Source organism: Chitinophaga hostae, from assembly GCF_018224885.1.
Classification (GTDB): domain Bacteria; phylum Bacteroidota; class Bacteroidia; order Chitinophagales; family Chitinophagaceae; genus Chitinophaga; species Chitinophaga hostae.
Genome location: NZ_JAGTXB010000012.1, coordinates 84,015 through 110,139 on the forward strand (window position 1 = coordinate 84,015; position 26,125 = coordinate 110,139).

The 26,125-nt window shown below is 46.2% G+C and carries 22 protein-coding genes and 1 tRNA gene; 10 read left to right on the plus strand and 13 right to left on the minus strand.

The features are described 5' to 3' along the window. Positions 1 to 16 precede the first annotated feature (16 nt). Positions 17 to 1,195 carry a FecR family protein gene (locus KE626_RS22380; protein ID WP_211975229.1) on the minus strand — a complete coding sequence of 393 codons (1,179 nt, stop codon included), beginning with the start codon at positions 1,193 to 1,195 and terminating at the stop codon, positions 17 to 19. Between the two features lie 75 nt (positions 1,196 to 1,270). Beyond that, positions 1,271 to 1,891 (minus strand): RNA polymerase sigma factor, encoded by a 621-nt coding sequence (locus KE626_RS22385; protein ID WP_211975230.1) that lies wholly within the window; start codon positions 1,889 to 1,891, stop codon positions 1,271 to 1,273. 313 nt (positions 1,892 to 2,204) lie between these two features. Here KE626_RS22385 and KE626_RS22390 point away from each other — a divergent pair, with 313 nt between their 5' ends. Beyond that, complete coding sequence (locus KE626_RS22390) at positions 2,205 to 2,465, plus strand: hypothetical protein (protein WP_211975231.1); 261 nt, start codon at positions 2,205 to 2,207, stop codon at positions 2,463 to 2,465. Positions 2,466 to 2,588: 123 nt separating this feature from the next. After that, positions 2,589 to 2,662 (plus strand) — tRNA-Pro (locus KE626_RS22395). 118 nt (positions 2,663 to 2,780) lie between these two features. Here KE626_RS22395 and KE626_RS22400 read toward each other — a convergent pair. After that, positions 2,781 to 3,578, minus strand: a complete 798-nt coding sequence (locus KE626_RS22400; RefSeq protein ID WP_211975232.1) for a helix-turn-helix domain-containing protein — start codon at positions 3,576 to 3,578, stop codon at positions 2,781 to 2,783. A 91-nt stretch (positions 3,579 to 3,669) separates the two neighbouring features. On the opposite strand from KE626_RS22400, the gene KE626_RS22405 reads away from it, so the two are divergent. Beyond that, complete coding sequence (locus tag KE626_RS22405; protein WP_211975233.1) at positions 3,670 to 4,326, plus strand: hypothetical protein; 657 nt, start codon at positions 3,670 to 3,672, stop codon at positions 4,324 to 4,326. 219 nt (positions 4,327 to 4,545) lie between these two features. Here the strand turns inward: KE626_RS22405 and KE626_RS22410 are convergent, their stop codons facing one another. Genes KE626_RS22410 through KE626_RS22420 form a run of 3 tightly spaced genes read right to left on the minus strand, consistent with a single transcriptional unit; the run spans position 4,546 to position 6,717 of the window. Beyond that, positions 4,546 to 5,076 carry an adenylyl-sulfate kinase gene (locus KE626_RS22410; RefSeq protein ID WP_211975234.1) on the minus strand — a complete coding sequence of 177 codons (531 nt, stop codon included), beginning with the start codon at positions 5,074 to 5,076 and terminating at the stop codon, positions 4,546 to 4,548. Between the two features lie 4 nt (positions 5,077 to 5,080). Beyond that, complete coding sequence (locus KE626_RS22415; RefSeq protein WP_211975235.1) at positions 5,081 to 6,037, minus strand: hypothetical protein; 957 nt, start codon at positions 6,035 to 6,037, stop codon at positions 5,081 to 5,083. Further along, positions 6,037 to 6,717 (minus strand): aspartyl/asparaginyl beta-hydroxylase domain-containing protein, encoded by a 681-nt coding sequence (locus tag KE626_RS22420; protein ID WP_211975236.1) that lies wholly within the window; start codon positions 6,715 to 6,717, stop codon positions 6,037 to 6,039. Before KE626_RS22420 ends, KE626_RS22415 begins: the two co-directional genes overlap by 1 nt. Before the next feature lie 292 nt (positions 6,718 to 7,009). Here KE626_RS22420 and KE626_RS22425 point away from each other — a divergent pair, with 292 nt between their 5' ends. From KE626_RS22425 to KE626_RS22445, 5 genes are all read left to right on the plus strand, one after another. Continuing rightward, positions 7,010 to 8,044, plus strand: coding sequence for an outer membrane protein assembly factor BamB family protein (locus KE626_RS22425; protein WP_211975237.1), 1,035 nt, complete (start codon positions 7,010 to 7,012; stop codon positions 8,042 to 8,044). 179 nt (positions 8,045 to 8,223) lie between these two features. After that, positions 8,224 to 8,937 (plus strand): hypothetical protein, encoded by a 714-nt coding sequence (locus tag KE626_RS22430; protein WP_211975238.1) that lies wholly within the window; start codon positions 8,224 to 8,226, stop codon positions 8,935 to 8,937. A gap of 543 nt (positions 8,938 to 9,480) precedes the next feature. After that, positions 9,481 to 12,294, plus strand: a complete 2,814-nt coding sequence (locus tag KE626_RS22435; protein WP_211975239.1) for a T9SS type A sorting domain-containing protein — start codon at positions 9,481 to 9,483, stop codon at positions 12,292 to 12,294. Positions 12,295 to 12,440: 146 nt separating this feature from the next. Beyond that, on the plus strand, positions 12,441 to 13,046 hold the full coding sequence (locus KE626_RS22440) for a Crp/Fnr family transcriptional regulator (RefSeq protein WP_211975240.1): 606 nt from the start codon (positions 12,441 to 12,443) through the stop codon (positions 13,044 to 13,046). A gap of 62 nt (positions 13,047 to 13,108) precedes the next feature. After that, positions 13,109 to 13,561: a nuclear transport factor 2 family protein gene (locus KE626_RS22445; protein WP_211975241.1), complete on the plus strand. Its 453-nt coding sequence runs from the start codon at positions 13,109 to 13,111 to the stop codon at positions 13,559 to 13,561. A gap of 72 nt (positions 13,562 to 13,633) precedes the next feature. On the opposite strand, the gene KE626_RS22450 is transcribed toward KE626_RS22445, so the two are convergent. After that, positions 13,634 to 16,195: a hypothetical protein gene (locus KE626_RS22450; protein WP_211975242.1), complete on the minus strand. Its 2,562-nt coding sequence runs from the start codon at positions 16,193 to 16,195 to the stop codon at positions 13,634 to 13,636. Positions 16,196 to 16,444: 249 nt separating this feature from the next. Between KE626_RS22450 and KE626_RS22455 the strand changes: the two genes are divergently transcribed. Further along, a complete protein-coding gene (locus tag KE626_RS22455) occupies positions 16,445 to 16,945 on the plus strand; it encodes a hypothetical protein (protein ID WP_211975243.1) in 501 nt (166 codons plus the stop codon). An 8-nt stretch (positions 16,946 to 16,953) separates the two neighbouring features. Here KE626_RS22455 and KE626_RS22460 read toward each other — a convergent pair whose 3' ends face one another. The 6 genes from KE626_RS22460 to KE626_RS22485 all read right to left on the minus strand — a co-directional run bounded on the left by KE626_RS22460 (position 16,954) and on the right by KE626_RS22485 (position 25,466). After that, complete coding sequence (locus tag KE626_RS22460; RefSeq protein WP_211975244.1) at positions 16,954 to 18,885, minus strand: glycoside hydrolase family 97 protein; 1,932 nt, start codon at positions 18,883 to 18,885, stop codon at positions 16,954 to 16,956. A gap of 161 nt (positions 18,886 to 19,046) precedes the next feature. Next, positions 19,047 to 20,390: a DUF3526 domain-containing protein gene (locus tag KE626_RS22465; RefSeq protein WP_211975245.1), complete on the minus strand. Its 1,344-nt coding sequence runs from the start codon at positions 20,388 to 20,390 to the stop codon at positions 19,047 to 19,049. A gap of 3 nt (positions 20,391 to 20,393) precedes the next feature. Continuing rightward, entirely contained in the window at positions 20,394 to 21,833 is a 1,440-nt protein-coding gene (locus KE626_RS22470; RefSeq protein WP_211975246.1) for an ABC transporter permease, read from the minus strand. 31 nt (positions 21,834 to 21,864) lie between these two features. Further along, complete coding sequence (locus tag KE626_RS22475) at positions 21,865 to 24,168, minus strand: TonB-dependent siderophore receptor (RefSeq protein ID WP_211975247.1); 2,304 nt, start codon at positions 24,166 to 24,168, stop codon at positions 21,865 to 21,867. 89 nt (positions 24,169 to 24,257) lie between these two features. Then, positions 24,258 to 24,962 (minus strand): ABC transporter ATP-binding protein, encoded by a 705-nt coding sequence (locus tag KE626_RS22480; RefSeq protein ID WP_211975248.1) that lies wholly within the window; start codon positions 24,960 to 24,962, stop codon positions 24,258 to 24,260. Between the two features lie 156 nt (positions 24,963 to 25,118). Then, entirely contained in the window at positions 25,119 to 25,466 is a 348-nt protein-coding gene (locus KE626_RS22485; protein ID WP_211975249.1) for a hypothetical protein, read from the minus strand. 277 nt (positions 25,467 to 25,743) lie between these two features. Between KE626_RS22485 and KE626_RS22490 the strand changes: the two genes are divergently transcribed. Beyond that, positions 25,744 to 26,121 carry a hypothetical protein gene (locus KE626_RS22490; protein ID WP_211975250.1) on the plus strand — a complete coding sequence of 126 codons (378 nt, stop codon included), beginning with the start codon at positions 25,744 to 25,746 and terminating at the stop codon, positions 26,119 to 26,121. The last annotated feature ends 4 nt before the right edge of the window (positions 26,122 to 26,125 follow it).

Here is a 26,125-nt window from a genome sequence, read left to right on the forward strand (position 1 = left end):
TAGTTTGATTAAGAAATTATTTTGGTCCCGGCATTACGATGATCTTTCTCCCATCGATACGGAAGTGAACATGATGTGTTACCTCCAGTACCTCTAACAGTTGCGATACATTATGTTGCCTGGGAATTACGCCATAGAATTTATTACGGGGGATGACTCCCTTATAAACAATCTCCACATCATACCAACGAGCCACCTGTCGCATAATGGACGTGATCTCCGTATCGTAGAAGCGGAATTCACCTTCTTTCCAGGCAAGTACTTCTTTCATATCTGCCTGCACTACCCGGAAGCTTTGTTCACCGGCGGGTAAAATGGCCTGCAGTCCAGGTTTGAGTTGCTGACTGTTTTCTCCACTGATAACTTTTACCGCACCGTCTATCAGCGTTGTTTTGATACTGTTTTCGTCTTTGTAAGCCATTATATTGAACGTGGTGCCCAGCACGAGTACCTGCATGGTTCCGGAATTAACCTCAAAGGGCACCGCCGCATTTTGCGCTACATCAAAGAAGGCCTCACCCTCTATGACAACTTTTCTTTTATTGCCGGAAAAAGCTAAAGGGTACCGTATAGTGGTGGCAGCATTGAGCCAAACGCCTGTGCCATCCGGCAGCGTAACGTGGTATTGGCTTCCGGGAGGAATGGTCAATGTGTTATAGGTATCATTCAATTTATCATTTTCGCTTCCCGTGTAGGAGAGTGAGCCGTCCTCATTTTTTATCACCTGCATCATACCTTGTCGGGCTATTGTACCGGTTGCCTGGTCGTTAAGCAGCAGGCTTTCTCCGTTGGAAAGCGTCAGCACGGCTTTATTACTTCCAACAGTTGTGGTGATAGGCTGTGTGGTAACCGGCCTGACTTCGTTTGTTTTGTGACCCAGGAAACGAATTCCCAACAGTATTAGCAGTGCCGCAGCGATTTTCCCCCAATTTTTTTTCAGCATAACTATTACCGGGCGATTCACCGGTTGTGGATGTTTTTCGAGTATACGCGCCAGTATGCTGTTGCCATCGACTTCGGATGTGGTATCACCGTCCGGGATATTGTCCCAGGCTGTTTTGATATTTTCGGGAAAGTCGCCCATGGTATCCATGGAGCGTATCAGCGCCCACAACTCTTCCAACTCAGTGGCTGTGATGGAATCAGATAAATATTTATCGAATAAAAGATGTAAGCGTTCTTGCCGGTTGTTCATGTTAGTTACCTTCTGTACAGATAACAGACGTAAAAAAGAGGAGGTGGTAGTACCGGGGAAGAAAAAAAAGTGGATTTAAAGGTGGCGGCTGCAAAGAATACTCAGGATCATGCCATCTACTCCGTGCCTGCGGAGGAATGTCCGGATGGATTTAATAGCATTGGATATTGTCTTTTTTACAGTATGCGGTGACATATTTAATTGGCGGGCAATCTCCTCGTGTGTGAGTCCCTGTTCCCTGCTAAGGGTAAAAACAAGCTTGCGTTGTGGTGGTAATTGGTGGATAGCTTCGCGGAGCAATGCCTTATACTCCTTGTCTAACAGGTATCCGTCGTTTGTTTGCGATGGATGCCTGTTGAGTTCTAAAGCGATCAATACCTGTATCTTTTTTTCCTTTGCAGCAAACCGGAAGAAATCGATTGCCCTGTTGTAGGCTACTTTAGATAGGAAGGCGTCTACATTCAATATACCGGCAGCGGTACCCCTGTTGATCCAGAACCGGGTAAATATTTCAGAAAGCAGTTCTTCGGCTGTTTCCCGTGATTTGGTAAGGCGAAGGAGGTAGGTATAAACCTTCTTCCAATAACGTTGATATAGCGCTGAAAATGCTCTTTCATCCCCGGACGCGATTCGTTCAAGCAGTAATGTGTCATCTGCCGGTACGTTTGTCGTACTATATAAGGGATGTTCCTTCATGACAATGATTTGTAGCAGCGCATATTATTTTAGTTTGTCCGTACTGATCCAGACTTGCAGGTCTTTATTACATTGGGTTGGCATTGATAACAGCGGATTTGCTGCCGGTGATAACGGGGCGTGAAAGTATGATATTTCAATTAATTCCTTTGGATACTCCGCAGGAGGATCAAAATAGCAGCGATATTGGTCAATATAGTTGTAATACCTGATGCGTTGGAAACGCCTGTTTTGTCGCCGGATTTTCCCGGCATGTCTACTTTCGTAAATGGCGATAGTGATACGGGTTAATTTTGTGTCACAAACGTTTCTTATGAAAGCAGCAACAGAACGCAAGATCATCCGCTGGTTACACATAATACTCAGCATCCCCATACTGGGGTATATTTATGGACCGGTAGCAGCTAATCCACCAGCCGCAAATGCCGTGCGCTGGGTGCTTTTGCCGGTAGTGGTGTTGAGTGGTCTTTGGATGTGGAAGGGGCATTTGCTGAGGAAGCGGTTGGGCCGACAGCGGGTGCTTAAACTTAATGGAAAACAGCGGAAGGAAAATCCGGCCTCTGCGGAAGGTTAGGGGGACCACATATCATGTCATTATCCGCTGAAATATTTTTTAAAAAAAGATACTTAATATTTTGAAAAATAAAATAATTGGCTACTTTTGCATCCCCGTCAATCAATACAATACCGGTAAAAACGGGACGTAGCGCAGCCCGGTAGCGCGCTTGCATGGGGTGCAAGAGGTCGCTAGTTCGAATCTAGTCGTCCCGACGAAGAAAGAAGCCTGCTCATTTACGAGTAGGCTTCTTTCTTTTTATTAAAAATTATTTGTTATGCCCCATTATGGCAGCATTGTAGTTCCTGACCCTACAACCTCACTTAGAGAAAATCAAAGACCGGCGAACTGTTGGCCGATTATTGGGTTTGAACCGAAATACTTTCCCGGCGACATCCGCGCAAACTGATAGAAGGATTTGATGAGATGGGATTGATCATAGTACCCTGCCTCATAGGCACATTCCGTTAGCGTCTTTTCCGGGTAACTCTTTTTATAGCTGATAAAGAAGTTGAACTTTAGTATCGCGCAAAGGTATTTGGGGGTAATACCCACATACTTCTTGAACAAGTCATCATAATGCTTAGGCGTGACACCGCTCTTTTTGATAAGGTCCCCAACGGCAATGGTGCCACTACTATTGAGAATTTGTCCGAGCGAATATTCTATATATGGATTGCTCGTGGCTTTGAGTAAATCTGCAAGATAGTTTTCTATATTTTGAAAGGTCTGTTCCGGATTGTCGGTAATGTGATTCCAGAACCCATGACCAGGTAGTAGCTCATCCAATGGCAGCACAGCAGCATTCAGAGAATGAAGCGGGAAATTTAGGAGATGATACAGGGTATGCGGAAAAAAGCGGATGCCATATAGTTTTGCCCCGGCGAACATTTTTAGCCGATAGCACTCCGTTGTCTGTCCGGCTAGCAGCGCATACGGCTCCTCAAGCCACGTGTTAGTATCTACCTGCCTTTGGGAACAGCTGGCGGTCAGGTAAAAAATCAATTCGTGATGCCCATCCGGAATGATCTCCTCTTCATACACCGGGTCGTCGATTGTCAACTCCATATACCAGATCGATTTCACTAATTTGGAGATGGTAACCGGTGTATAGTTTTTGAAAAGTATCATTTCAGAAAGTTAAATAAAAATACGCTTAAAGACCTACTTCATTTTTTTACAATTCCACAGGTCTCAGAATCAGTAGCTTTATGTAAAACTCATGAAACTGATTCCCCTTTTGCTCGTGTTGGCAACCATAGCCAATGCGCAGAAGAACATCGCTAACTTTTCAGTTTGGAAACCTAAAGATGGGCAAGCCGCCAATTTCGAGGCAGGCTATAAACAACACCTCCGCTGGCATCTCATCAATAACGATACGTGGAACTGGTATGGCTGGTACTTTATCGCTGGTCCACGCGATGGTCAATTCCTGGATGCTACCTTTGGCCATTCCTGGGATGAATTCGACCACCGGGCCAATCCCACGGGCGATGCCGTCGACAATGCGCTGCATACCGAGCCTTTCGCCAATTTTCTAGCCGGCTATAAAGCAGTTAGATTAGCCTTGTCAGCCCCTGAAGACAGTGTTGTTCTGGGTTCAAGACTCATGCGCATGCTGACTATCCAGATCACCAATACCGAAGCGGCTATTAAATTTGTTGGGACACTCAAACAAAAGGTGCGGAAATTCCTGGCTTATCAGGTAGTAGATGGCGGTAATCTTAATCAGCTGATAGTTTTCATCGGATCAGATAGTTTCGAAGAATATGGTAAGTCAGCTGGTTTGATTGACAAGCTGGAGCCCCAAAATGGAATTGGCTCCATTATGTCGGAGACGCTGGTGCTCCGGCGTGATATGAGTATAAATCTTTACTGATTTTCTATTGGGTGGATTAGCTAATGAAACAATTCGTTACAAGTGATAAGGCAAAGAGAGTCACATAGCATTTAGCGCGGCTCATCCCGTATACTTTAAACTGGTTCGGATATTCTCACCTGGGTATTCCTTGAAGTCTTTCGGCAGGAACTGATATGTTTCAATCCACTCTCTCGTTTTGTCAATGATAGCATCTGCATGTGGGTTTTCCACTATTATTTATACCAATTGTTTGTTTTTCAGGAAACTGAGGGTGTATGCAAGCATTTCCTCCGGGTCTAATTGTTCCGTATCCAGGGTAAGGTCCGGGAGAGCGGGTGTTTCAAAGGTATCATTCAGGCCGGTAAGGTTATGGATCTTGTCAGGGTGCGTATCCGGCAGCAGCGCTTTCCGGTAAAGTCCTTTGGGGTCCCTGCTGATCAATGTTTTCAGGTCGCACTTCAGCCAGATCAATAAAGCTCCGTATTTCAGCCGGAGCTTATTTCTTCCTTCTTCATAAGGATTGATGGCTGCTATGCAAACAAGATCATAATCTGCAGCAATGGACCCGGCATAAGCTCCTAAACGGGAGATATTCTCCAGCCGGTCTGCTTTGCTAAACCCGAGGTCCTTGCAAAGTGTTTGACGGTAAACATCGCCGTCTATTACCTTCACTGTTACATGCTGCTGGTGGCCCCATTCAAACAAGGCATTGGAGAGTGTGGTTTTGCCGGATCCTGATAAACCGGTAAGCTGGATGATATTGCCCATTTGCTTAAAGGGTAAGGTGTTTTAGCTGCTCATAGGCGGCATGACAATCATTAAAAAAGAATCTTTCATTGTTTTCATGGGACTCCGGTGTAAAAACCTCCTGTGCCGATTTGCTGTGATATTTCAGACGGTCATGCACCTGGTCCATATCTTTTACGGGAATACCGGTAAATGCGCTGAAGGCAGCTACCATCTCTTTTCCGCCATGGGCAAAATCAAAGAAATGGTTGTGCGGATGATCCAGTCGGAAGATCTCCTGCAGCTTTAAGTAATACTGCTCCAGCACCTGCGCTGTATAGCGGTTGAAATCACCTCCGTAATGCGCTGGTTCAGCTGTTTTAAGTAAGGCGTGATTAACCATTCCCGGAACGCTGTGGATGCCTCTTCGTTTATCATGAGATGCAATCACCTCATCGGGTTTGCGGTATAAAAAGAAGAAAGGCGTTTGCGGGAACCATTCCCGCAACAGGTCATAGAAATGAATATGCCAGCTGTCCAGCTTAATAATATAGTTGCTTTCTTTATAGTTGCGTTGCTGCCCCATGAGCTTCAGAGCCCACCGGAACCAGGTTTCCCGGGTAGCGGTAGTGAGCTCCGGCTGCTTTTCATCTGCCCTTAAAATTTCATCCAGCAAGGGAGCTTCTGCAACCACAATATTTTCTTCCGGCGCTGAAAATGCCTGCGATAGCAGGGTAGAGCCGCAGCGGGAAACATGGAAAATGAATGCGGAAGGCGCCAGCGAAGGCAGGTTTTTGCAAGCCTCTGCTAAAAAGTCAGTGCTGCTCAGGCTTTCCAGCCGCGACCTTTGCCGTTGTTTTATGCGGCAAACCTGTATAGTTTCATCAAAGAAGGGTTTGATCATCCGTTCATTTCCCAGGTCCAGCCATTTTATGGTCCATTCATTAGGGTTGGTATAACTAAGGCGGAAGGGAATCCAGTTGGCTATTAGGGAAGCTTGCATTATTTTCCTGCTTTTAGGGTGGCAATTAAATCCCTGGCAGCAGGGGGGGTCATGCTTTCCAGTTCCGCTATGATCCTGGCTTTTGTAGCGTCATCATAACTTTTTGGCGCATGCTCTGCCGGAAGGTCGTAGCCATGCGTGGCAAACAGGTCATCTGTCCAACTGTTCCGGATGCCGTCCATCACCAGGTGTACCCTTGGCGTATTGCCATTGTTAACGATACTGTGCGTGGCGGCGAAATTGAGATACCAGCATTCGCCTGCGCCCAGGTGCAGCTTTTCTTCTTCAAGGGTAAAGTATACATCCGGGTTGGTGATAATGGGGATATGAATCCTGAATACACCGTCCTGGTACGCACATCCGGGATCCCGGTGCGGTTTAATAAAGCTTCCGGGGGCGAGGGACAGCAGGCGTACAGCTTCCTTTTCACAATGCCAGGCTTCCAGGATGCTGTTTACATAAGGCATAAGGCTAAGTACAGGCGTATTGCTGTAAGTGCTGTTTGCATGGGCGTAAATGTCGGTGCTTTCCCCGCTGGCGGAGCGCAGGGAAATACTTCGCCAATCGCCGTTAAAGTCCCGTTGATTGAAATGCAGCGGCCAGTCTTCCTTTAAAACCGCTTCCAGCTCCGTGCGAAGCGTGTCTGTATGATAGGATTGGGAGAATTTTATGTGGTTCATTTGCTCTTTAACAGTGGCCTAAATATCTGAAAATATTCATTAAACGGCGCTATTATTTTAGTAATAACACTTTTGTTTTAAATGGCGGCTGTAGATACAGACGTACTGTTTATTATAATAATCAGTATTGATCGGACATAGCCATAATTCCAGGTGAGATTTTATCTTACACTTGTTAACTGGCAGTATTTAAACGATATAAAAACATTGTATTTTAGGAGGTATGATCCTTTGGGCAGTATTACCTTCCTTAAGGTCAATTTATAAACTAACGTTTCAGTAAAGTAATATTATGCAATTAGTCCGTCAGTTAAGCAAGGTACAGGATCCGGTAATTACCGCGGCAGGCATTGTTTATAAAACCACCGATAATGCTGTTGTCTGGATAGATAATGATTTTTCTGTGATTGAATGGGTACCGGATGCAGCCTCTTTTTTGGTTGCCGGGATACTGAATAGGGGGGTGGTCATCCGAACAAAAGATAAGATTATTGTCTGGGATGTAAATAGCAACACAAGAAAAGAATATCCGTTTAATTTTGCAGGTAGCCTGCAGATTAAGCTGGTGTATGATGATTACATCATCATTCGCAATAAAACGACTGCTGGCTGGAAGCTGAGTAAATATAATTTCCGCAATGCTACCATTGTCTGGGAAGCTGACGGCACCTATACCCACCTTTTCACCTGGAACAGTGATCTTTTGGTTGCCACGCATACTGAAAAAAGAGAGGTGCTCATTTGTTTCAATCAATCAAATGGCCACTTTCTGTGGGAAGTAAATATAAATGAGTTGGCCCTGCCTGCCGGCAGTTATAAAGTTATCGCACGTCCCCAACTTGTTGGTGGCCATGTGTATGTAGGCGTCACCAGCGAACAGACCGACTATTTACTATGCCTGGATGCCTGTAATGGCCGGTTACGTTGGCAGGTGAAAGAGGCAGGCATGAGATTCCAGGTAACAGATCTGGTCATACTATGTTTTGTGAATGCAGAAATTTGGCAGGTTAATAAGGAGGATGGTGAACGCATTCGTACCACGGACCTATCATCTCATATTAGTTCAACAGGTATTGATGCTTATGCCAACCTGGTATTTAAGGATAATAAAATGTACCTGGCAGGTATCCTGGATACCATTATCAGCGAATGGAATATTCAAACCGGTGAGCTGTTATGGCAGTACCAGCTATATGATACCGGAGAAACAGGCCGCAGGGGCATTATGATCCCGGCAGCTGAAGATGTATTCTATGTATTTGATAACCGCATCTGTGTGCTGGATTCTGAACAGAATTTGCATATTTTTAAAAGAGGCAGTATATGACTAGTGCTGCCATGAATGTAACCCCAAGCTGGGTGTAGGCGCAGCTAATATCGGGTTTGCATGCCAACCGGCTTTTAACAGATTGCAAGACCATTTCAATAATTATGGAAATATGCCTTTTCTGATGTAACTTTGAAGTACAAAGTGCTTTTTAATAAAAAGAATTAAATTTTGCATTTATGACTATACTTACCAGGCTTGAGCAATACTATTATGACGCAAAAGGAAATAAATGGTTTCGCTACTTTACTGTTTTTTGCCGTCTGATTTTGGCTTTGGGATTTATTCCATCGGGTATAGTGAAAATTATGGGAGAGCGTTTTACTGCACTATCAAATAATCATCCTTTGGGTAATTACTTGGAAGCGCTGCATCATACCGGCTATTACTATACATTTATAGGAGTTATGCAAGTAACGGTAGCCATACTATTATTAATTCCAAGAGCCGCACTTTTGGGTGCAATTATGTATTTCCCTATTATCCTGAATATTTGCATTTTGGCTTATGCTACCCGGTTTGAAGGTACCCGTATCACAACGCTGATGTTATTGGCCAACTTTTATCTGTTATGCTGGGATTACAACCGGTTAAAAAGTATTCTGCCACTTAAACAGTCTAAAGATAATAGCGGTACAGCAAAAAATGGAAAGGCGAGCAAAAAGTTTGTGTTTGTTTTTTTTGGGTGTGTTATTGCAACTGCAGCTTTGGTAATATTAATAAATCAATTTTTATATGATATTCGGCCTGGTAACTCCTTAATTGAATGTGAGAACGGATGTGCAGGTAATGATAATCCGCAGGCTTGCGAAAGTTTTTGTAATTGTATTTACAACCAGGGTAAACCGTTAGATAGCTGTTTAGCTGAATTTAACAGAGAAAAAGTAAGGTAACAAGCAAATCTGCATTTTGGGAAATATCTGCGCTGGCCGATCGTCCGCATACATTGTTTCAGGAACAACCTTCTGAAAGCCCAACAGAGGTGCAGGTAGAATTACTTTTTATCAGTAATTCTGAGACAGTATAACAGTTAAGATTGTACGAAGATCACCAGTCCCGCTGTAGCACGCCATGAAAGGTCTGTGCATTCGTGCTCAAAGGCCCCGGATGTTGAGCGGATCTTTAAAACCATATTCAGGGCCCGTATTCACCGCATAGATTTGAAACATTTCCCGCCGTTATCTGCAACATATGAGCCCCCTATTTCTAAGAACATTCCGGTATTTTTACCCTATCCAGTTAAGAGAAAGATTCCAGTTATGAAAATACGTTTGCTACCGCGAAGCTTCCCCGGGGCTATCCCTGCATGATGTCATCTTGTCAGCGCTTTCGCCAGTTGCCAGGTCCGGGGAGCCGTATCTTTTGCCAGTTTTTCTCCGTCACTGTATTCTTTCAACCCATTTAGCATTATTGATCTACCTAAACCATTAACCTGTATGAAAACAGCACTACCCGCACTATTTAAAGCGTGTATCCTACGGCCCGTTATTTCCGGATGTTTTATGTCCACCAAAGTATGCCTGCAGTTGAGGCAAAAGGCACTTGCCTTTCTCTGGTTACTTCCCGTTATTATTACGCTTTATAGCTATGAAGCGATGGCCCAAACCGGTTATACCTGGAACAATTTACCTATTGGCGGCGGCGGATTTGTTTCCGCGATCATTCCCGGTAAAACCGAGCAAAATCTGGTCTATGCACGGACGGATGTGGGCGGCGCCTACCGCTGGAATGCTTCCACTTCCAGCTGGGTACCGTTGTTAGATTGGGTGTCCGACAATGAAGTTGGTTTCCTGGGTGTTGAGTCTTTGGCAATAGATCCTCAATTGCCGGGCAGGGTGTATATGCTGGTAGGGATCTCCTATTTCAACGGTGGTAAAACAGCCATTCTGCGGTCTTCCGATTATGGCAACACCTTTACTGTTACAGATGTTACCAACCAATTCAAAGCGCACGGCAATGGCATGGGGCGGCAAACCGGTGAAAAGCTTGTAGTAGATCCTAACAACAGCAACATTCTATACTGCGGCACACGGTGGAATGGATTATTCAGAAGCACCGATGCCGGCGCCACCTGGACCCGGTTAAGCTCACTTAATGTAACCACCACCCCTAATGAAAATGGGATAAGCTTTGTGATCTTAGACGGAAGCAGCGCTTCAGGTGGTGTTACCCAAAGGATCATTGTGGGGGTATCGCGTAGTGGAAGCACCAACCTGTACCGCAGTGATGATGGTGGACAATCTTTTGCTGCGGTTTCCGGCGCTACCACCACCTTTATGCCGCACCGGGCAGCGTTGGCCAGTAACGGCACCCTGTTCATCACTTATGGCAACGGTGCGGGCCCGAGCGGACATTGGTCACAACCGGAGCCCATGGATAACGGGCAGATCTGGAAGTACAGCATTTCCACCGGTGCATGGACGAACATCACCCCCTCCGGTTTCAGCAGGGCATTTGGAGGGATCAGCGTGGCGCCTAATAATCCCGACAGACTTGTAGCTTCTACCATTAACACCTATATGAACCAGAACGGCGCCTGGGGCGACAGGATGTTCCTGAGCACGAATGGTGGCTCCAGCTGGGTGGATGTGGTAGACCGGGGATTTACCTTGAATCCCGATGGCATTACCTGGGTTAGCGGGCACGCCATCCATTGGGCCGGCTCAATAGAATTTGATCCCTTTAATACGGAAAAGGTTTGGGTTACTTCAGGCAATGGCATTTTTGTAAATGATAACATCAGCTCCGGCGGTACCTGGCGGTTTGCAGTAAAAGGGCTTGAAGAAACCGTGCCGCTTGGCCTGGAAAGTATTTCCAATGGCCCGGTGATATCTGTTATTGGCGATTACGACGGATTCAGACACACCAATGTTGATCAATATGCACCCATTCATAATCCGCAAATGGGCACCACCACCGGATTGGCAGTAGCTGCTCAAAACACCAACAAAATTGTGCGGGTAGGCAACAACATGTATTACTCCAATAATATGGGATCAACCTGGACCCAGAATAGCATGAATGGCAGCCAGGGACAGGTGGCATTATCCGCTAACGGTAATACGGTTCTGCATTCGCCGAAGGAATCTTCTACTACCTACCGGTCAACAAATAATGGAACTTCCTGGTCAACGGTAAGCGGATTAAGCTTTACCGAAGCACGGCCGGTTGGCGATCCGGTTAATTCCAATAAATTCTATGCATACAATCCCGGAAATGGGGCGGTACTGGTGAGCACCAGCGGCGGCGCTTCATTTTCTCAAGCCGGTTCAGTTGCCAGCGGCGGTTCAAAGATCATACGGCTGGCACCCGGACAGGAAGGGCATGTTTGGATAGCTTTGAACGGTGGCGGGCTGGTACGTTCAACTAATTCCGGGCAATCATTTTCAACCATAAATGGTGTCAGCAATTGCGGTGCCCTTGGTTTTGGAACAGCAGCTTCCGGGGCAAATTATCCTACTATCTTCATTTGGGGTACCATCAACAATGTCAGAGGTCTTTACCGCTCAACAGACCAGGGGGCTTCGTGGGTACGTGTAAATGATGATGCGCATGAATATGGTGGTCCGGGTAACGGGCAATTCGTACAGGGAGATATGAATGTTTTCGGAAGAGTATATATGAGCACAGCAGGCAGAGGTATCGTTTATGGAAGCCCAGCCGCCTGTACGCCCACTGTTATCACACCATATTTGAACGTAAATAACGGCACCTGGCAGCAGACAGCCAATGCCTCCCTGGCTGCGGGCGGCAGCGTGCAGTTTGGCCCTCAGCCTACGCAGGGTGGCGCCTGGAGCTGGAGCGGGCCGAATAATTTTAACGCTGCTACAAGGGAAATATATCTTTCAAATGTCCAGTTCAACCAGGCCGGGAACTACGTGGCCACCTATACGAACGCTGGAGGATGCAAAAGCACGCAGACCTTTAACATCTCCCTGAACGGCTCTTTACTGAAAGCAGGCATCAGTGATACTTCGGCTGCCAGCATATCACAAAAAAACAGTGTTAATGAGGATGCTGTCAGCATTTATCCGAACCCCTCCAATGAGGGACGGTTTACGATCCTGCTGAAGGAGATCTCAAAACAGGTGATCGTGAGGGTTTATGATAATCAGGGCAGAATGCTTTATGAAAAGAAAACGCAGGGTAGTAATAAAATAGAAATCGATTCGCAGTTGAATGCAGGATTCTATGTTGTTACGGTAGATTCGGGAGGCTCCGGTTTTACGAAGAAGCTCATTGTTCAGTGATAAATTTCTCATCCATTCCCGGGGAATGCTTCGCAGGAAGTATTCCCCGTTTTTGTGTGTGGATGGATTCAGGACCGCACCTGTGCGCAAAAGAATTGAAAGACTTTTATAATTGCAATATCTTCATACTACAAATCTATCCGGCCATGACAGCAGCTTATCAAAAGATCCTCGCAGGCATCAATAAGGTCAGCGGGATTACAGAAGAGGACTGGGACCTCTGCCAGGCCAGTCTTCGTTATAAAGCCCTCAAAAAAGGTGAGTTTTTTATAGAAGAAGGTAAGATCTATAAGGAGATCGCTTTTGTTATCAGCGGTCTTTTCCGCGCGTATTATGTGATTGACGGAGAAGAGATCAATTGCAGCTTTTTCTTTGAAGGACAATGGCCCAAAGCGTACCACAGCTTTCTTACCCAAACGCCCAGCAAAATGTGGATCCAGGCACTGGAAGATTCCGAGATCTTCCTGCTTTCTTATGAGCTACTGCAATCATTGTTCAACGCCAGCAAAAACTGGGAAAGGTTTGGACGCCTCGCTGCCGAAACACTCTATGTGTCTGCCCAGTTGCGCAGTGAAATGCTGTTGCTTGACAAGCCGGCGGACAGATATCTCAAATTGCAACAACAGCAACCCGAAATACTGGAACGTATTCCACTGTATCATATCGCTTCCTATATCGGTATCAAACAACCCTCTTTGAGCCGTATCCGCAAAAGGCTTTTAAAAGAGAAGATGGCCAAAGTACGATTATAACCCAGGTTATAATGAAACGGCGCATCAGTCCTTAACTTTACAGCATACAAAAACAGTATGTAATGAGAAAAACTATAGGCATCATCGCGCTGCAGATAGCGATGATAGCTGGTTATGGACAATCTAAAAATCAAGATATGCAAACACAAGAGATATTGGATGTCAACCGCCAGCTTTTTAAAGGGACCGCCGAAAAAACAGAAGCAATGATCCGGGAAAATATAGCAGATGGATTCCTGTTCACCACTGCGAACGCAGATGTGCTGGACAAGGAAGGCTATATAAAAGGTTTTGCGCTTCATCCTTCCATAAAAATATCATTGTTGAGTACCTCAGATGAGCATGTGACCATCTCTGGTTCAACCGCCATTCTGATCGGAGTAGCACATATCAGGATCGCGATGAATGACGAAGCTCCCCGCGATCTTCTGGAAAGAATTACAGGCACTTATATTTTGGCCGATGGCCATTGGAAAATGCTGGCCATGCACGCCACTTACATTCCAAAAAAATAAGGGCAGCGGATGGCCTGTCTTCTCAATAGTTCCTCCAACCATCATTTATTAAAGGGGCAATATTTCATCCCGCTATTCGCCAAATAACTCATTTTGCATACTCATATAATTCAGGAAGTAATTAGGCAGCGGCGCATCATGCAGTTGTCTGAATTTGTCTGCAAGTGGTTTAACCTTGGTAAGGTCTTTCCTGGATGATTTTACGTAAACAATTAACCGGCCAATCGTGGTCTTGTCCATGCCAAATTGAAAATGTTTGGAAAGACTTTCAAAGAGAACAATAAAACTGGGCGCAGCATCCAGCGCCTTAGAAATGGCGTCATTAACCGGCGTGTTGGTAGTATCGTAAATATGTACGCTGGGATAGTTCGTTTCTTTGTGCCATTTATAAGGAGCATTGCTGGTCGCATCTTCCTGGCTGACGAAATTATAGGAAGGATCCTGCATTTTTGTTACGGATCCTGATTTTACGATACCATGGGAATTGTCAGCAATTGTTTTATTCACTTTTGATGTTTCAAAATACAGGCGCGAAGAGTCGGTGTGTGTATTACCTATTGTTTGAATAGCGGTACGGTACGCATCCATGCCCGAGCTGCGAATGGTTTCAGATACCAGCTCATAGCCTTGCACAACCCTGGTAACGGATCGTTGCTTGAACGCGGCGGATAGTGCCGTTTTTCTTTGCAATTCGGGCACTTCATGCTGTTGCTCTTCCGCTCCGGCCTGGATCAGCTCATATTCATTCAGGTTCTCCAGTGTACGAATCGCCCGTTTTATCAGTTCCACATCCTCTGGTGCCTGACTTAGCTGTTCCACCAGTACTTTGGCCTTGATCACATTCGAGGTGATACGGTTGTTGACCCATTTGTAAGTATCTTTAGCTGCAAGCGGACTTTGCTTAGTAGCTTTAATATCATGGAAGCGGCGGAATCTTTTCTGCGCACGTATAATTGCCAGTTTCAGCGCATTCAGAATAGGCGCGCTGTCTCCCGATTTGCCTGTGAACTTATTTTTAAAATCTTTCATCAAACCAGCCTCCTTCAATACTTCCAGCATCATATACGAAAAAGTGGAGGCCGGAATAAGGCCCGGCCATATACGGATGCTGACGCCCACATCCCCCACCGTGGGATACGCAAATCCAAAGCTGGCGCGGTTGGCAAAGCTGATTTCAAACTGATCATGAAAGGTGAATACAATCTTTTTCTTTAATTCGTCCATCTTTTCTTTTGGCAGTCCGCCAAAATCCTTGGTATAGTCAGGCAGCGGCTCCAGCACCAGGCAGGGATACTGGAAAAAATCGACCTGGTTCACGGAAGTAATGGCCCGCATGTAATTGTTCTTCACCTGTGCATTGATGATGTTTGATACATTGGTGACCAGCTGCCTCCGGTCGTTCAGCATATCCTTTTTGTAATTGGCGGTAGGCAGTGCACCCTGGTTGCCTCCCAATACTGCCTTCCGGGTGTCTGAACGGAATGATTTTTCCTCGATGTTAACAGAAGCATCTACCTCAACCACATCATTGAGCTTTAAAACAGTCATGATCTCCTGGTACTGCACAAGATTAGGTACAATAGCGCTGGCATTGTACCTGGACTGATGCCCGGCGCTGTCGGCGTTCACCCACATGATCAGGTCATGTCCCGCAATCTTTACTTTTCTCTGCACCACGGTATTGCCGGACCTGGAGCCGAGCATATTGCTATTCTCGTATGATCCCGCTACATTGCTGATCTTAAGCTTATTCCCGTCTCCAACTGTCACGTAAAAGCTCAGGTAAACCTGTTTGCCTCCGATGGCTTTACTTTTGCCCGGCGATTGCTTCTTGAGATAATCCCTTGCCCATTTTTCAAAGTCAGTCCGCACCACATGTTTATGCGCAAATGGCGCCCTGAAATAGTCGGTATTCTCTCTTTTATTATTTATAGGATCTTCAGACAAGCCAAAGGTAAAATCCCTTTCATAGCGCACGTCGTACTTATATACATTGGACTTTTCTGCTTCGTCTTCTTCCTGTTCAGTGGAAGTATTATAGCCCGGAGGGGCATTTTTCTTGAAAAAAGTATTCAGCGGCATTCCCAGCTGATGATGTTGTTGCCCTTTTGCCTTTCCCGATCGTAAGGCGGCAGCATTGAATTTTCGTATGTCAGTTTCCATTTTCGTGGCGCTGTCGCTAACGGGCTTTGATTGTTTGTTTACAATGTCCTGGACGGTTTCCAGATCATCTTCATGGATGTTCAAATGCTGGGGCTTCTCGAGCAACATACCCTGAACCTCGCCTTCTGTATCGGAGTCTTCGTCTGTATTTTCACTCATCGAGTCAACCTGTTCAGGGGCTTTGTTCAGCTCCTGTTTAAGAATAAGCCAACCTCTCTTCTTGGCAGCTATGTACTGTCTTATCTTTTCTTCATCAGTATCCGCTGTTTTATACCATTGCGACCATTTACGCTGTGCATCGTTCAGTGTAAACTGAATAGGAGCGTTACTTCCGTATGGCGATGAAGGGGCCGGCAGTGATATGCCGCGCGAGCCCGCGTTGTTAGCAAACGCGGCAGAAGAGGAAGGGTTATCTTTTGAGGGTGTCCGGCTTAACATGGAAAACGGAGCAGTGACGGTTTTATCGATCATTGCATGATGAATATAACAAAAATACGGGTAATAAAATCAGGTTAACCTACGGAAGTCACTGGTGTACCAGATATTGATTTTCGCCATTGTGCCGGCTTCGGCATCAGTGTCATGCACACACTCAACTTTACTAGCAGACTAAACCTATCCCTACTTTCGTATTTTTTTTATAGTTTTCCCTCCTTAAAGCTGTAGCAGGAAAAGTTTAATGAAATGGGTAACCCATATCAAAATAAAAAGAAAATATCTATGAAGAAGGTACGACTGACCTATATGCTGTCACTCACATTTTTATTTGCGTTGGCAGCAGGATGTAAAAAATCATCTGCACCCAACCCCTGCGATGACATACTCAGTGAAGGAATGCCAACACAGGTAGGATTCATATTCATAGATAAACAAACGAACGAAAATATTCTTTTATCAAAAAATATAGACACCTCCGTTATAACCATTACTCCGCTGCCATTGGATATTAATTTAAGCAGGGGAGTAATAGTAAAACAACCCGGTTCACCAATGAATGGGGCGCTGATGTTTACTATTGTTGACCAAAAAGAAGGAACGTTTAAATATAAAATAGATATCGCCGGTGTAGGCAGCACTACGCTGTCGTACACGAATAAAAAGGTGCAAACCGATAATAAGTGTAAAGCCTATGATATAAATATTGCTGACCCTAAAATCGATGATCACCCTTTTATCGTTACGAAAACCGGTTCCAGGTTGATATTTAAGGTAACGTTGTAACGGTATTCTTACTCCAGCACCATCAGCAACCCGCCGGAGGCTTTCATTTCAAGCCCTGCCATCTCCGTGTTAATATTTTCGATCTGATAGGAAAAAGCATCTTTTCCATCGGTTATCAGTGTTGCCTTCTTTTTACCAAAGGCCGACAGGTTAACGGATATTTTTTGTGCAGATGATTGCGCATTGATTCCCGCGATGTACCACCTGCTGCCTGATCTTCTCGCCAATACTACATACTTACCGGGATATCCGTCCAGGAATTTGACCTCGTCCCAGCTGGAAGGCAGTTCACGCAATACATTTTTCACCCGGTCATCTACTTTCGACATGCCTTCCGGAGATTCAGCATAATGCTGCACACCGGAGAGGAATAATACAGATAACGCCAGCTGGAATGCATTACTGGTTTTGCGGATGGTATTGGAGTATACTTTGTACAGATTTACCGGGGTATAATCCATAGGGTCAAAAGCATTCCTGACAAAGGGAAGTATAGTACAGAACTGTGCTTCCTGGTCCGCATCCGCCTGGTTAAAGGTGACATTCTCAAATCCCCTTACCGCCTCAACTGTCAGCAGTTGCGGGTAGGTGCGGGCCCAGCCTCTGGGCAGGGTGGCGCCGTGAAAGTTTACCATTAGTTCGTTGGCGGCAGCATCATGAAGAATATCCATGTAGTATTTGATCACCGACCGTCCATCGCCGGCAAAGAAATCTATCTTCACGCCTTTGATACCCATTTTACGGATACGGTCAAATTCCTTCATACGGCTTTCATGCGTCAGCAACTTGTTTTTGGGGGTATATTTCACCGTATTCCAGTCTCCGGAAGAATTGTACCAAAGCCAAAGGGATACGTTTTTGGCCCGGGCATAGTCAGCCAGTTTTTTTATCTCCTCATAACCAATTTTCTGATCCCAGGCTGCATCAATCAAACAATACTGCCACTTCATATCTGCAGCCAGATCAATATACCTGATCTGCTCATCGTAGGTAATAAAATCATCTTTGGAGCTGATCCAGCTCCAGGCAGCCTTTCCGGGTTTGACAAAGGCGGCATTCCGGAGCACCGACGGCCGGGCCAGATCCGTACCTGCGGTAGAGCTGATGATGGTTTCCAGGGAACCGAGGGTGATCACCCGCCATGGGGAGGACAAGGGCAATATTGATTGCGGCAAAAATCCCTGCCCGGTGATGACTTCCCTGGGATCGGGGAAACCAACGGTAAAATTTCCCGGAGTGGAAGTGGACAATAAACGTGTGGCGCAATAGCCGCTATCCAAACCCGCTTCCGTAATCAGTACCCAGTTGTTACCTGTTTTAAACAGCGCCGGATACACCCAGCCTGTCTTATTTTCGCGAACGCTATCTACCGGTACCTCCGGGTTATAATGTTCTTCATATGCGGGGTTACTGCTTTCCCATCCCGATTTGGCAACCTGCATGGGCTGCAGCCAGGAAGTTGTTTCGCGGGGGAAATTAAATGCGGTACTTTCCGCTGCCACGGTTTTAATAGTGGCCGCCTTTCCGGTAAGCTGATACCGGAATGCCACCGCATCATTGGATACCTGGAAAACAATGGCCATCGCCTGGCCATTTTCGCCGGTGTAATTCAATATCCGCTGGTTGGCCACATAGCTCACACCGGATTTCTTGCCATAACTCATCCGGTAATCATCTTTTATTAGCCGAGCATCGGAAGCGGATACGAACCGGGGATGCCCGGAAATATCCGCATCTGCCAAACGCAATCCCAGGGCCGAAGCGGCTATGACCACGGTATTGTTATACTTTACTGTATATTGAATAGTTCCCTCCCCGGCAGTACTTACAGCTACCTGTATTTTTTTATCGGGACTGGATATTAATATAGGCGCTGATTGCGAAAATCCTTGCGTGAGCGACAAAAAAACAATCACTAAAATGAGCGGTATTCTTTTCATAACGTGTCTGTATTTAAACCGGCTGAGCATCCGGCTTCCAAATGTAAATAATAATTGTCAATATGACTATTATTATTTGCATTTGGGGAATTGAGCATTACAAATTACGGAGTAGTGGGTAGACAATAGCGGACGGTCTACCCACTACTCCGTAATTCGTTTTACTGCTTTATGTTAAACAGGTACATCCCGCCCGCACCTAATACAAGCATGAACAGGATAAAGGGAGAAACGAGCAACACCCAGTTCACCCGGTGGGATGAATGGAAATATTGCGGCACGTGTTGTTTCCAGTTTTCCCCTGTCACTGCGCTGTCGCCAAATATGCCGGGATAGAAGTGCAGTTTGATGCGTTCATGAAACATGGCAGTGCTGTCCTGGTATTGGAGCTGCTCTTCCAGCCCCGTTCCCGCAATACCGGTAAACTGCAGCTGGGCATGCATAGGAGGGAAGAACAATGCCACCAGGCCGGCAGATTGCAGCCGCTGTTTCAATTTGTGCTGCATTGCTTTGCTATCCGGAGCCGATTCATCATCTCCCAGTTGCTGCATGGCATAGTACCACATATAATTGAACTTCGGACTGTTCCAGGTATAATTCCTGAACTGAGGATAGTGCCTGAAGAAGGCCTGCATCGTACTATCGGCATTTTTGTCCCACCTGGTATGATAACCATCCCGCTGTTTGATGAAAGTGCTGTACGCCTCTTTAACCGGGTAACGCACTGTCAGGTAATTATTGATAATTGCCGGCGCCAGCAGGCAAAGCAGTACCCAGGTACTCAATAGTAGCAGCGCACTGATGCTGCTGCTGCGACGGAGTGAGATCAGCACGAAGCAGATGGCAAACCAGAACAGGATATACAAAGCGGCAATGGCCATATAAGCAAGTAGGCGCTCATTAACAGGCAACCTGATGATTAATACTGCAAGTAACAGCAGCAAAAATAACAGACCCAGTACTACAATTAACCGTATGCTGAGCTTCATGAGGATAAATGATACTGGTTGTACTACCTGTATTTTTACGAGCGACCAGGTACCGTGTTCGCTTTCCTGCGAAAGTACATTGAAGTTGAACGCAATAATCAGCAACGGAAAAAGCAACAGGATCACGAAACTCAGGTCGAGGTTACCGGTCAGCTGATGGTAAGGGTTATACAACCCGGTATCGTTCCGTTGCCCTTCCAGTCCGCGGATGGTAAGATATTGAATAGAAGAATTTACATCCTGTTGCCCGATGGCCAGAGAGGCCGCAGGGTCGGGCAGGTTTACATAAGCGAATCGCAGGTAATACATCAGCAGGCCAAACTGGTCGGGTATGTGAGCTACGTTTCTTGCTATCTGTTCCTGTTGCAGTTGTGTTACCGCCTCAATGGAAGCTTGCTGTTGCCGAAGGAATTGTTTGCCGATCAGTATACTGATGATGCCTGTGAGCAGGAAAAGGGCTATGGCTATAATGACCGACCTGCTGCGTATAAAATTTTTAAATGCTAAACGATACATGGCTTACAGTGTTGTGGCTTTTGCAGCAGTGAAATGAATAAGAAAGAAAGACAGGATGAACCAGGCCAGCATGGCGGCAATCGTTAGTCGTTCCTGGTACAATAAAGATGGCACCGGCGGAAAATCGTGGGTGAAATCAGCAAACGCTGTCCAATGTTCTTTCCCGATGCTATGCGGATGCTCATCTTTTGCAGGGGTCGTGTTGCTGATATATTTTTGCTGCAGTTCGTTCATCGTTTGCGCGAGTTTATACCGGTAAGCTTCTGCATCGTCCTGGAATTTTCGATATGCGGTGAAGTCGGTACCCGTGAGTGCCATACTCATGTTTTTTACGCCAATCAGCGGATCAATGAAGGTCGCATATTTGCTCACATTGTTCTGCCGCTCATAAACGTCGTAGAGTGTTTGCAGGTGACGGTTATAAACTTCGCTGCTCATCCGTTCACCTTCCTGCATCTGGAAACCGCCGTAGTTGAAACGCAGCTGTTGTACGGAATCGGCGTTGTTTGCGCGCAAAACTGAATCTTTCAGTCGTTTAAAGTGAAGATCATTGGGATTATGACTATCGCCGATTTTCAGGATATCTTTTTCAACCGCGGCATCGAATTGGATTTTGCCGGGTGCAGGATACATGGCGCTGCCAATAGCCTGGAGCGTTTTCGGCAATACAATGGTCATCAGTAACCATAAACCCAGCAACTTCAGTAATGCAGCCCGGCTGTTGTGGCTGATGGCAGAAACACAAACGGCGATGATGCAGATGATCCACAAAAAAAACAGGTTGCCCAGCAGTAGATATGCGGCCCGCTGTAATACGGCTGCTCCCGGAGCAGCGTGTTGCAGCAGCAGCTGCACGGCAACAGCGGCCAGCACCGGCGCCAGGAATATAAAGGCCACCACAAATAAACCAAGGCTGTTGCCCCGTATGATTGAACGGAACCCGGCGCCCTGGCATAGCAGGATCTTTAAGGTGCCATTTTCTTTTTGCCGGGCTACGGTGTCGAAGCCAAGAAAGAAAAGGATCAGTGGAAGTAATACCTGTATCAGCATGGCCGGACTGATCTCTCCTAAACGTAATAACCCGGTGCTGAAGCCGGCTTCGCTGAAGTTCACCGTGTTTTGTTTATGTGCTTCCAGGAATACCGCGTTGCCGGTATAGCTTTCCATACCGTAATCAAACATGCTGAGCGGGTGTTTCTGCCGGAAAGCAAACGTACCGAAGTGTGCCATGCGATGCGGATGTTTGTCAGGATTGGCTTCCCAGCTTTGCCTCGCCTGGTGCTGAAATTGCTGTCGCAGCGTATCCTGGGTAATATATACCTGGTAGCCGGTAACAGCGGCATAGGTTACCAGCAGCAGCCATAGCAGGTAAATGGCCGCCAGTGCCCTGCTCCGGATAATTGTTTTTATAAAATGACGGGTGATGATGTTTGCTTGTTTCATGTGTTTTTATTGCCGGTTATACAATACCCACTCAGAAGCTGTAGGTGGCTGTCAGCATAGCGTTTCTCGGTGCGCCGGGAAACAACCGCTGGTAATTCTGTGCGCCTATCCAATAGGTTTTATCCAGTATATTATTGACATTGAGCCCGATCTGCATGTTACTTTTACCAGGTGTATAATACAACGCGAGGTCCAGCAGGGTATAGGCGGGTGTAAGGAAAGACCTGTCAAACCAGGGCACTTTATCTCCGGTGTACTGTATGCCCGCCCCGATACCCAGGTCTCTTAACACCCCGCCGGTCCTGAAGTTGTAGCGGGTCCAGAAGCTCGCACTGCTGTAAGGCGTGTTCTGTTTACGCGCGCCTTTCAATATGGGGTTGAAATCTTCCATGATCCTGGAATCGATATAACTATAGGAAGCGAACACCTGCCACTCAGGCAGCAGGTAGCCGGTCACATCTACTTCCAGCCCCCGGCTGCGTTCCGCGCCCCGGGTGATCATGGAGTCAGGGAAGGCGGGCAGGTTGGCATTCATCAGCAAGTTTTTCTGATTGATTTCGTATATCGCCGCATTAATATTCAGCCGGCCATCCCACAGCCTGGATTTGATGCCAAATTCTTTCAGGTCGCTGATAAGCGGTTTGAAACGGGAGGCCGACTGGTTGGTCCAGAAATAGCTGCCGGTGGAGGGCAGCAACGTAACGGTATTACTTTGGGGCTGATATCCCTGCAGGTAGGTGGCGTATACATTTACCTGCCTGGTAACGCTATACGTAATGCCCATCCGCGGCAGCAGTTTGCTGTTGGTAAAAGACAGCGCAACGGGTGATTTGAAATTGGTGATATCTTCAAACCATTCCTGGCGCAGGCCCAGTAACAGGAGCAGCTTATTCCAACGGAACTGTTCCTGCAGGTAGATCGCATTGGTGGTGGTGAGCGCTGCAGGAATGGCAACAGAGGCATTCATATTGTAATCGCTGATATTCCGGATAATGTAAGATGGATTGTTCAGATCAAAATAGCTCACGTTGGGTTTGGGCAGCACCTGGTTATTGTAGGTAATGGTCTGGTAATTTCCGGCATTACCAGGTACAAAAGAGGAGGCTACCGTACCGTCTTTTAAAAGAAATCCTCTCGCGGCATGCTGGCTGCCACCTTTCATTTTGCGCCAGCTGTTCAGGTCATAGCCTGCCAGTAATTCGTGCTTCGATTCGCCGGTGGTAAAACGGAAGTTGAAATATACATTGACGTTATCTGTATTCCAGTTTTGCTGCCGCTGCACAAACTGCATTCCCACCAAAGAGGGAATAGGTTCATTGCTAATGTTAACTGCATAGGTATTGTTGGTTCTGTGCTCCTGGAGATCTTCCTGCCAGGTTTGTTTCATATAGGCGGCATTAATACTGATCGCATCACTGAACTGGTGCGACAGGCTGCTGCTGATAATAAACTCCTTTGATTTGAAGAAGTCGCTGCTGGCGCCAAGATTCAGGCTTACCGGCGTGCTTTGCAGGTCCGTTTTACCCGCTATCGCGCCAAAGATGGGTTGTCCCCTGTCCAGGTTGCCTTCCATATCGCTGTAAATGATTTCAACGTTAATAGCGGTTCTTTTGTTAGGGATATAGGAAAACGAGGGTGATACCAGCAAAGCGTTATTACGCACCAGGTCCCGGTAACTCTGTGCACGCTGATAGGCGCCGTTGATACGATACAGTAATGTTTTTTCTTTATTGAGAGGTCCCGTAAAGTCCAGCGCGCCGCGAATGGTATTGAAGCTGCCGGCGCTCATACTGATTTCTTTCCTGTTAAAAGCCAGCGGCTTTTTGGTAACCAGGTTAATGCTGCCACCAGGGTCAACGCTCGAAAATGTGGCACTGGCCGGGCCTTTGAGTACTTCAATTCTTTCGATGTTGGCCATAAGCGGTTGCAGAAAGTAGTACTGCCGGGTACGCATGCCATTAATGATTTGTCCCTCCTCATTCTGGCTGATACCCCTTATGGAATACTGGTTATAAAAACTGGATGGTATTACTCCGGGGATTACTTTCACCGCGTCTGCCAGTTGAAATGCCTGCCGGTCTTTAATCAGCTCTTTAGTAACCGTGCCGATAGCCTGCGGCAGTTCCCTGTTAAGTATGGCCGTCCTGGTAGCGCTGAAGCTGTATTCACTGTCGTATTTTTTGGCAGTGCGCCCGGTTACTTCCACCGCTTGCAGTTGTGCTGATGTTGATAACCGCCCGGAGGTATCAGCTGCAACAGTTTGTTTACCGGGTTGCTGACAGGAACCGGGTGAATATTTGCTGATGAATAATATCAGCAGAAGCAATTTTTTCATGAGATGAATGAATGATTTACCCTGCCTGCTTATCGCTGTTGTATGGCGCCGGCTTTCCACCGGTGAATGATTGGCATGGCTGCGTTATATCAGATGGTTTCGAGATAGAGCTGTTGCAGCTCAATAGCAGAAATGCTGTTACTGTTAACGGTATGTATCAGGCTGCCTTGTTTCATAATACCTATGCGGGAACCCACATTTACTGCATTAAAGATGTCGTGCGTAGCCATGAAAATAGTTTTTCCATCAGCGGCGAGTTCTTGGCAGATAGTAGTGAATTCGGCTGTAGCCATGGGATCCAGCCCGCTGGTGGGTTCATCCATAAAAATGACATCTGCATTTTTAGACAACGCAATGGCAATTCCCACCTTTTGACGCATCCCCTTGCTATAAGCTGCCAGCCGTTTGTGGTGTGCAGCTTCCTGTAACCCGGCTTTCTCCAGGAAAGCGGTCAATACTTCCGGTGGGTAGCTGAAACCGGCCAGCCGGCTAAAGAAATCGAGGTTTTCAATACCGTTTAAATTGCCATACAACTGCACCACTTCCGGGATATAGGCTATCATCTTTTTGGTGGCGGTATTGTTGGGCGTTACCTCAATACCGTTAATCAGCGCTTTCCCATCGCTGGCCTCGAGGAAGCCGAGGAACAGGTTAATAGTAGTGGTTTTGCCCGCACCATTTTGTCCCAGCAGGCAAAATATTTCTCCTGCATGAATACTCAGCGACAATTGGCGGAGCGCCGTGTATTGCTGATAATGCTTAGTAAGATTAACAGCTTCTAATACGATTGACATATGATTGATTTGATTTGATACAAATGAAGGACGCTACAAATGGAGACACGCCTACCGGTGCGCAGTAAACAGCACAAGAGAAAATATACCTGTGCATCATCTCAGATGCATGGCCGCATAATTCCTGCTACACCGGTGGTGCCGGTATTTACAGTATCAGATAAAGAAAGAAGAAGGGGTAACAGCAGGGGAACCGCGTGTATCGCAGCGGAGTTTAACAATACGGGGAATGCCCGTACAAAATACCCGGTAATATTGGTGATATACGGTAACCTGGATTTCTTCATGCGCATCATCTGCCGGCGTATAGGAAGAGTAGGCATGTTCACAAATGGAGCAGGAATGGCCGGCCTTTACCCATTGCTTCGCTGATGCCGGCAGTTTTTTGCCGGGGTGGAAGGCGGCTTCGCAGGCATGCGAATGCCAGAGTACTACCGGTGTGATGATAAATCCGTATAGTAACAACAGCAATATTGATAATATGCGCCTGCCGCGGCTGTTCATCCCTGTTATTTAAATGAAACAATGTTGCAAATATAGTGTTTCAGAAATTAATACGGTAGAAATTTTGAATGTATTTATACCGCCCGTATGGATAATACTGATTATCTAAATGATTGTCCGTTTCATTTTTGCATAAACCCCTTTTTAATCTATAATTTTGCGGACTTAAAATATGCGGGGAGTACCTGTCAGCGGCTAACTTAATTTGCTGCCTAAGGCAGCAGATCCGGTATTTTATTAATAGCTTTGCAGGAAATTTAATAAACCAGGTAAGGAAATGCGGAAACAAATGATAACGGTTTTTTTGATGCTGATCTGGCTCTGCCAGCTCTCAGGCCGTTATATTGTGATGCTCGACTTCTACGTAAACCAGGATTATATAGCAAAAAATCTTTGCGTAAATCGGAATAAGCCCCAAATGCATTGCAACGGGAAGTGCCACCTTGCCAAAAAAATGAAGGAAGAAGATAGGAGAGACCAGGAAAACCCGGACCGGAAAACGGACAACAGGATGGAAATATTTTATGCCCGCCTGTCTTATCCCGATTTCTTAAAACCTGTATTTACCAACATCACCCATTCATATCTTACACCTCATAATACAGGTACCCCCATTGATCAGCCTTCTGCGGTGTTCCGTCCCCCTATTGCTTAAGCAC

Coding starts and splice junctions, on each gene's coding strand:
- KE626_RS22445 (WP_211975241.1), top strand. CDS start 13,109: ATGAGAAAAACTATAGGCATCATCGCGCTGCAGATAGCGATGATAGCT.
- KE626_RS22425 (WP_211975237.1), top strand. CDS start 7,010: ATGCAATTAGTCCGTCAGTTAAGCAAGGTACAGGATCCGGTAATTACC.
- KE626_RS22385 (WP_211975230.1), bottom strand. CDS start 1,891: ATGAAGGAACATCCCTTATATAGTACGACAAACGTACCGGCAGATGAC.
- KE626_RS22380 (WP_211975229.1), bottom strand. CDS start 1,195: ATGAACAACCGGCAAGAACGCTTACATCTTTTATTCGATAAATATTTA.
- KE626_RS22450 (WP_211975242.1), bottom strand. CDS start 16,195: ATGATCGATAAAACCGTCACTGCTCCGTTTTCCATGTTAAGCCGGACA.
- KE626_RS22430 (WP_211975238.1), top strand. CDS start 8,224: ATGACTATACTTACCAGGCTTGAGCAATACTATTATGACGCAAAAGGA.
- KE626_RS22485 (WP_211975249.1), bottom strand. CDS start 25,466: ATGAACAGCCGCGGCAGGCGCATATTATCAATATTGCTGTTGTTACTA.
- KE626_RS22415 (WP_211975235.1), bottom strand. CDS start 6,037: ATGCAAGCTTCCCTAATAGCCAACTGGATTCCCTTCCGCCTTAGTTAT.
- KE626_RS22410 (WP_211975234.1), bottom strand. CDS start 5,076: ATGGGCAATATCATCCAGCTTACCGGTTTATCAGGATCCGGCAAAACC.
- KE626_RS22465 (WP_211975245.1), bottom strand. CDS start 20,390: ATGTATCGTTTAGCATTTAAAAATTTTATACGCAGCAGGTCGGTCATT.
- KE626_RS22400 (WP_211975232.1), bottom strand. CDS start 3,578: ATGATACTTTTCAAAAACTATACACCGGTTACCATCTCCAAATTAGTG.
- KE626_RS22405 (WP_211975233.1), top strand. CDS start 3,670: ATGAAACTGATTCCCCTTTTGCTCGTGTTGGCAACCATAGCCAATGCG.
- KE626_RS22480 (WP_211975248.1), bottom strand. CDS start 24,962: ATGTCAATCGTATTAGAAGCTGTTAATCTTACTAAGCATTATCAGCAA.
- KE626_RS22390 (WP_211975231.1), top strand. CDS start 2,205: ATGAAAGCAGCAACAGAACGCAAGATCATCCGCTGGTTACACATAATA.
- KE626_RS22435 (WP_211975239.1), top strand. CDS start 9,481: ATGAAAACAGCACTACCCGCACTATTTAAAGCGTGTATCCTACGGCCC.
- KE626_RS22420 (WP_211975236.1), bottom strand. CDS start 6,717: ATGAACCACATAAAATTCTCCCAATCCTATCATACAGACACGCTTCGC.
- KE626_RS22460 (WP_211975244.1), bottom strand. CDS start 18,885: ATGAAAAGAATACCGCTCATTTTAGTGATTGTTTTTTTGTCGCTCACG.
- KE626_RS22490 (WP_211975250.1), top strand. CDS start 25,744: ATGCGGAAACAAATGATAACGGTTTTTTTGATGCTGATCTGGCTCTGC.
- KE626_RS22470 (WP_211975246.1), bottom strand. CDS start 21,833: ATGAAACAAGCAAACATCATCACCCGTCATTTTATAAAAACAATTATC.
- KE626_RS22455 (WP_211975243.1), top strand. CDS start 16,445: ATGAAGAAGGTACGACTGACCTATATGCTGTCACTCACATTTTTATTT.
- KE626_RS22475 (WP_211975247.1), bottom strand. CDS start 24,168: ATGAAAAAATTGCTTCTGCTGATATTATTCATCAGCAAATATTCACCC.
- KE626_RS22440 (WP_211975240.1), top strand. CDS start 12,441: ATGACAGCAGCTTATCAAAAGATCCTCGCAGGCATCAATAAGGTCAGC.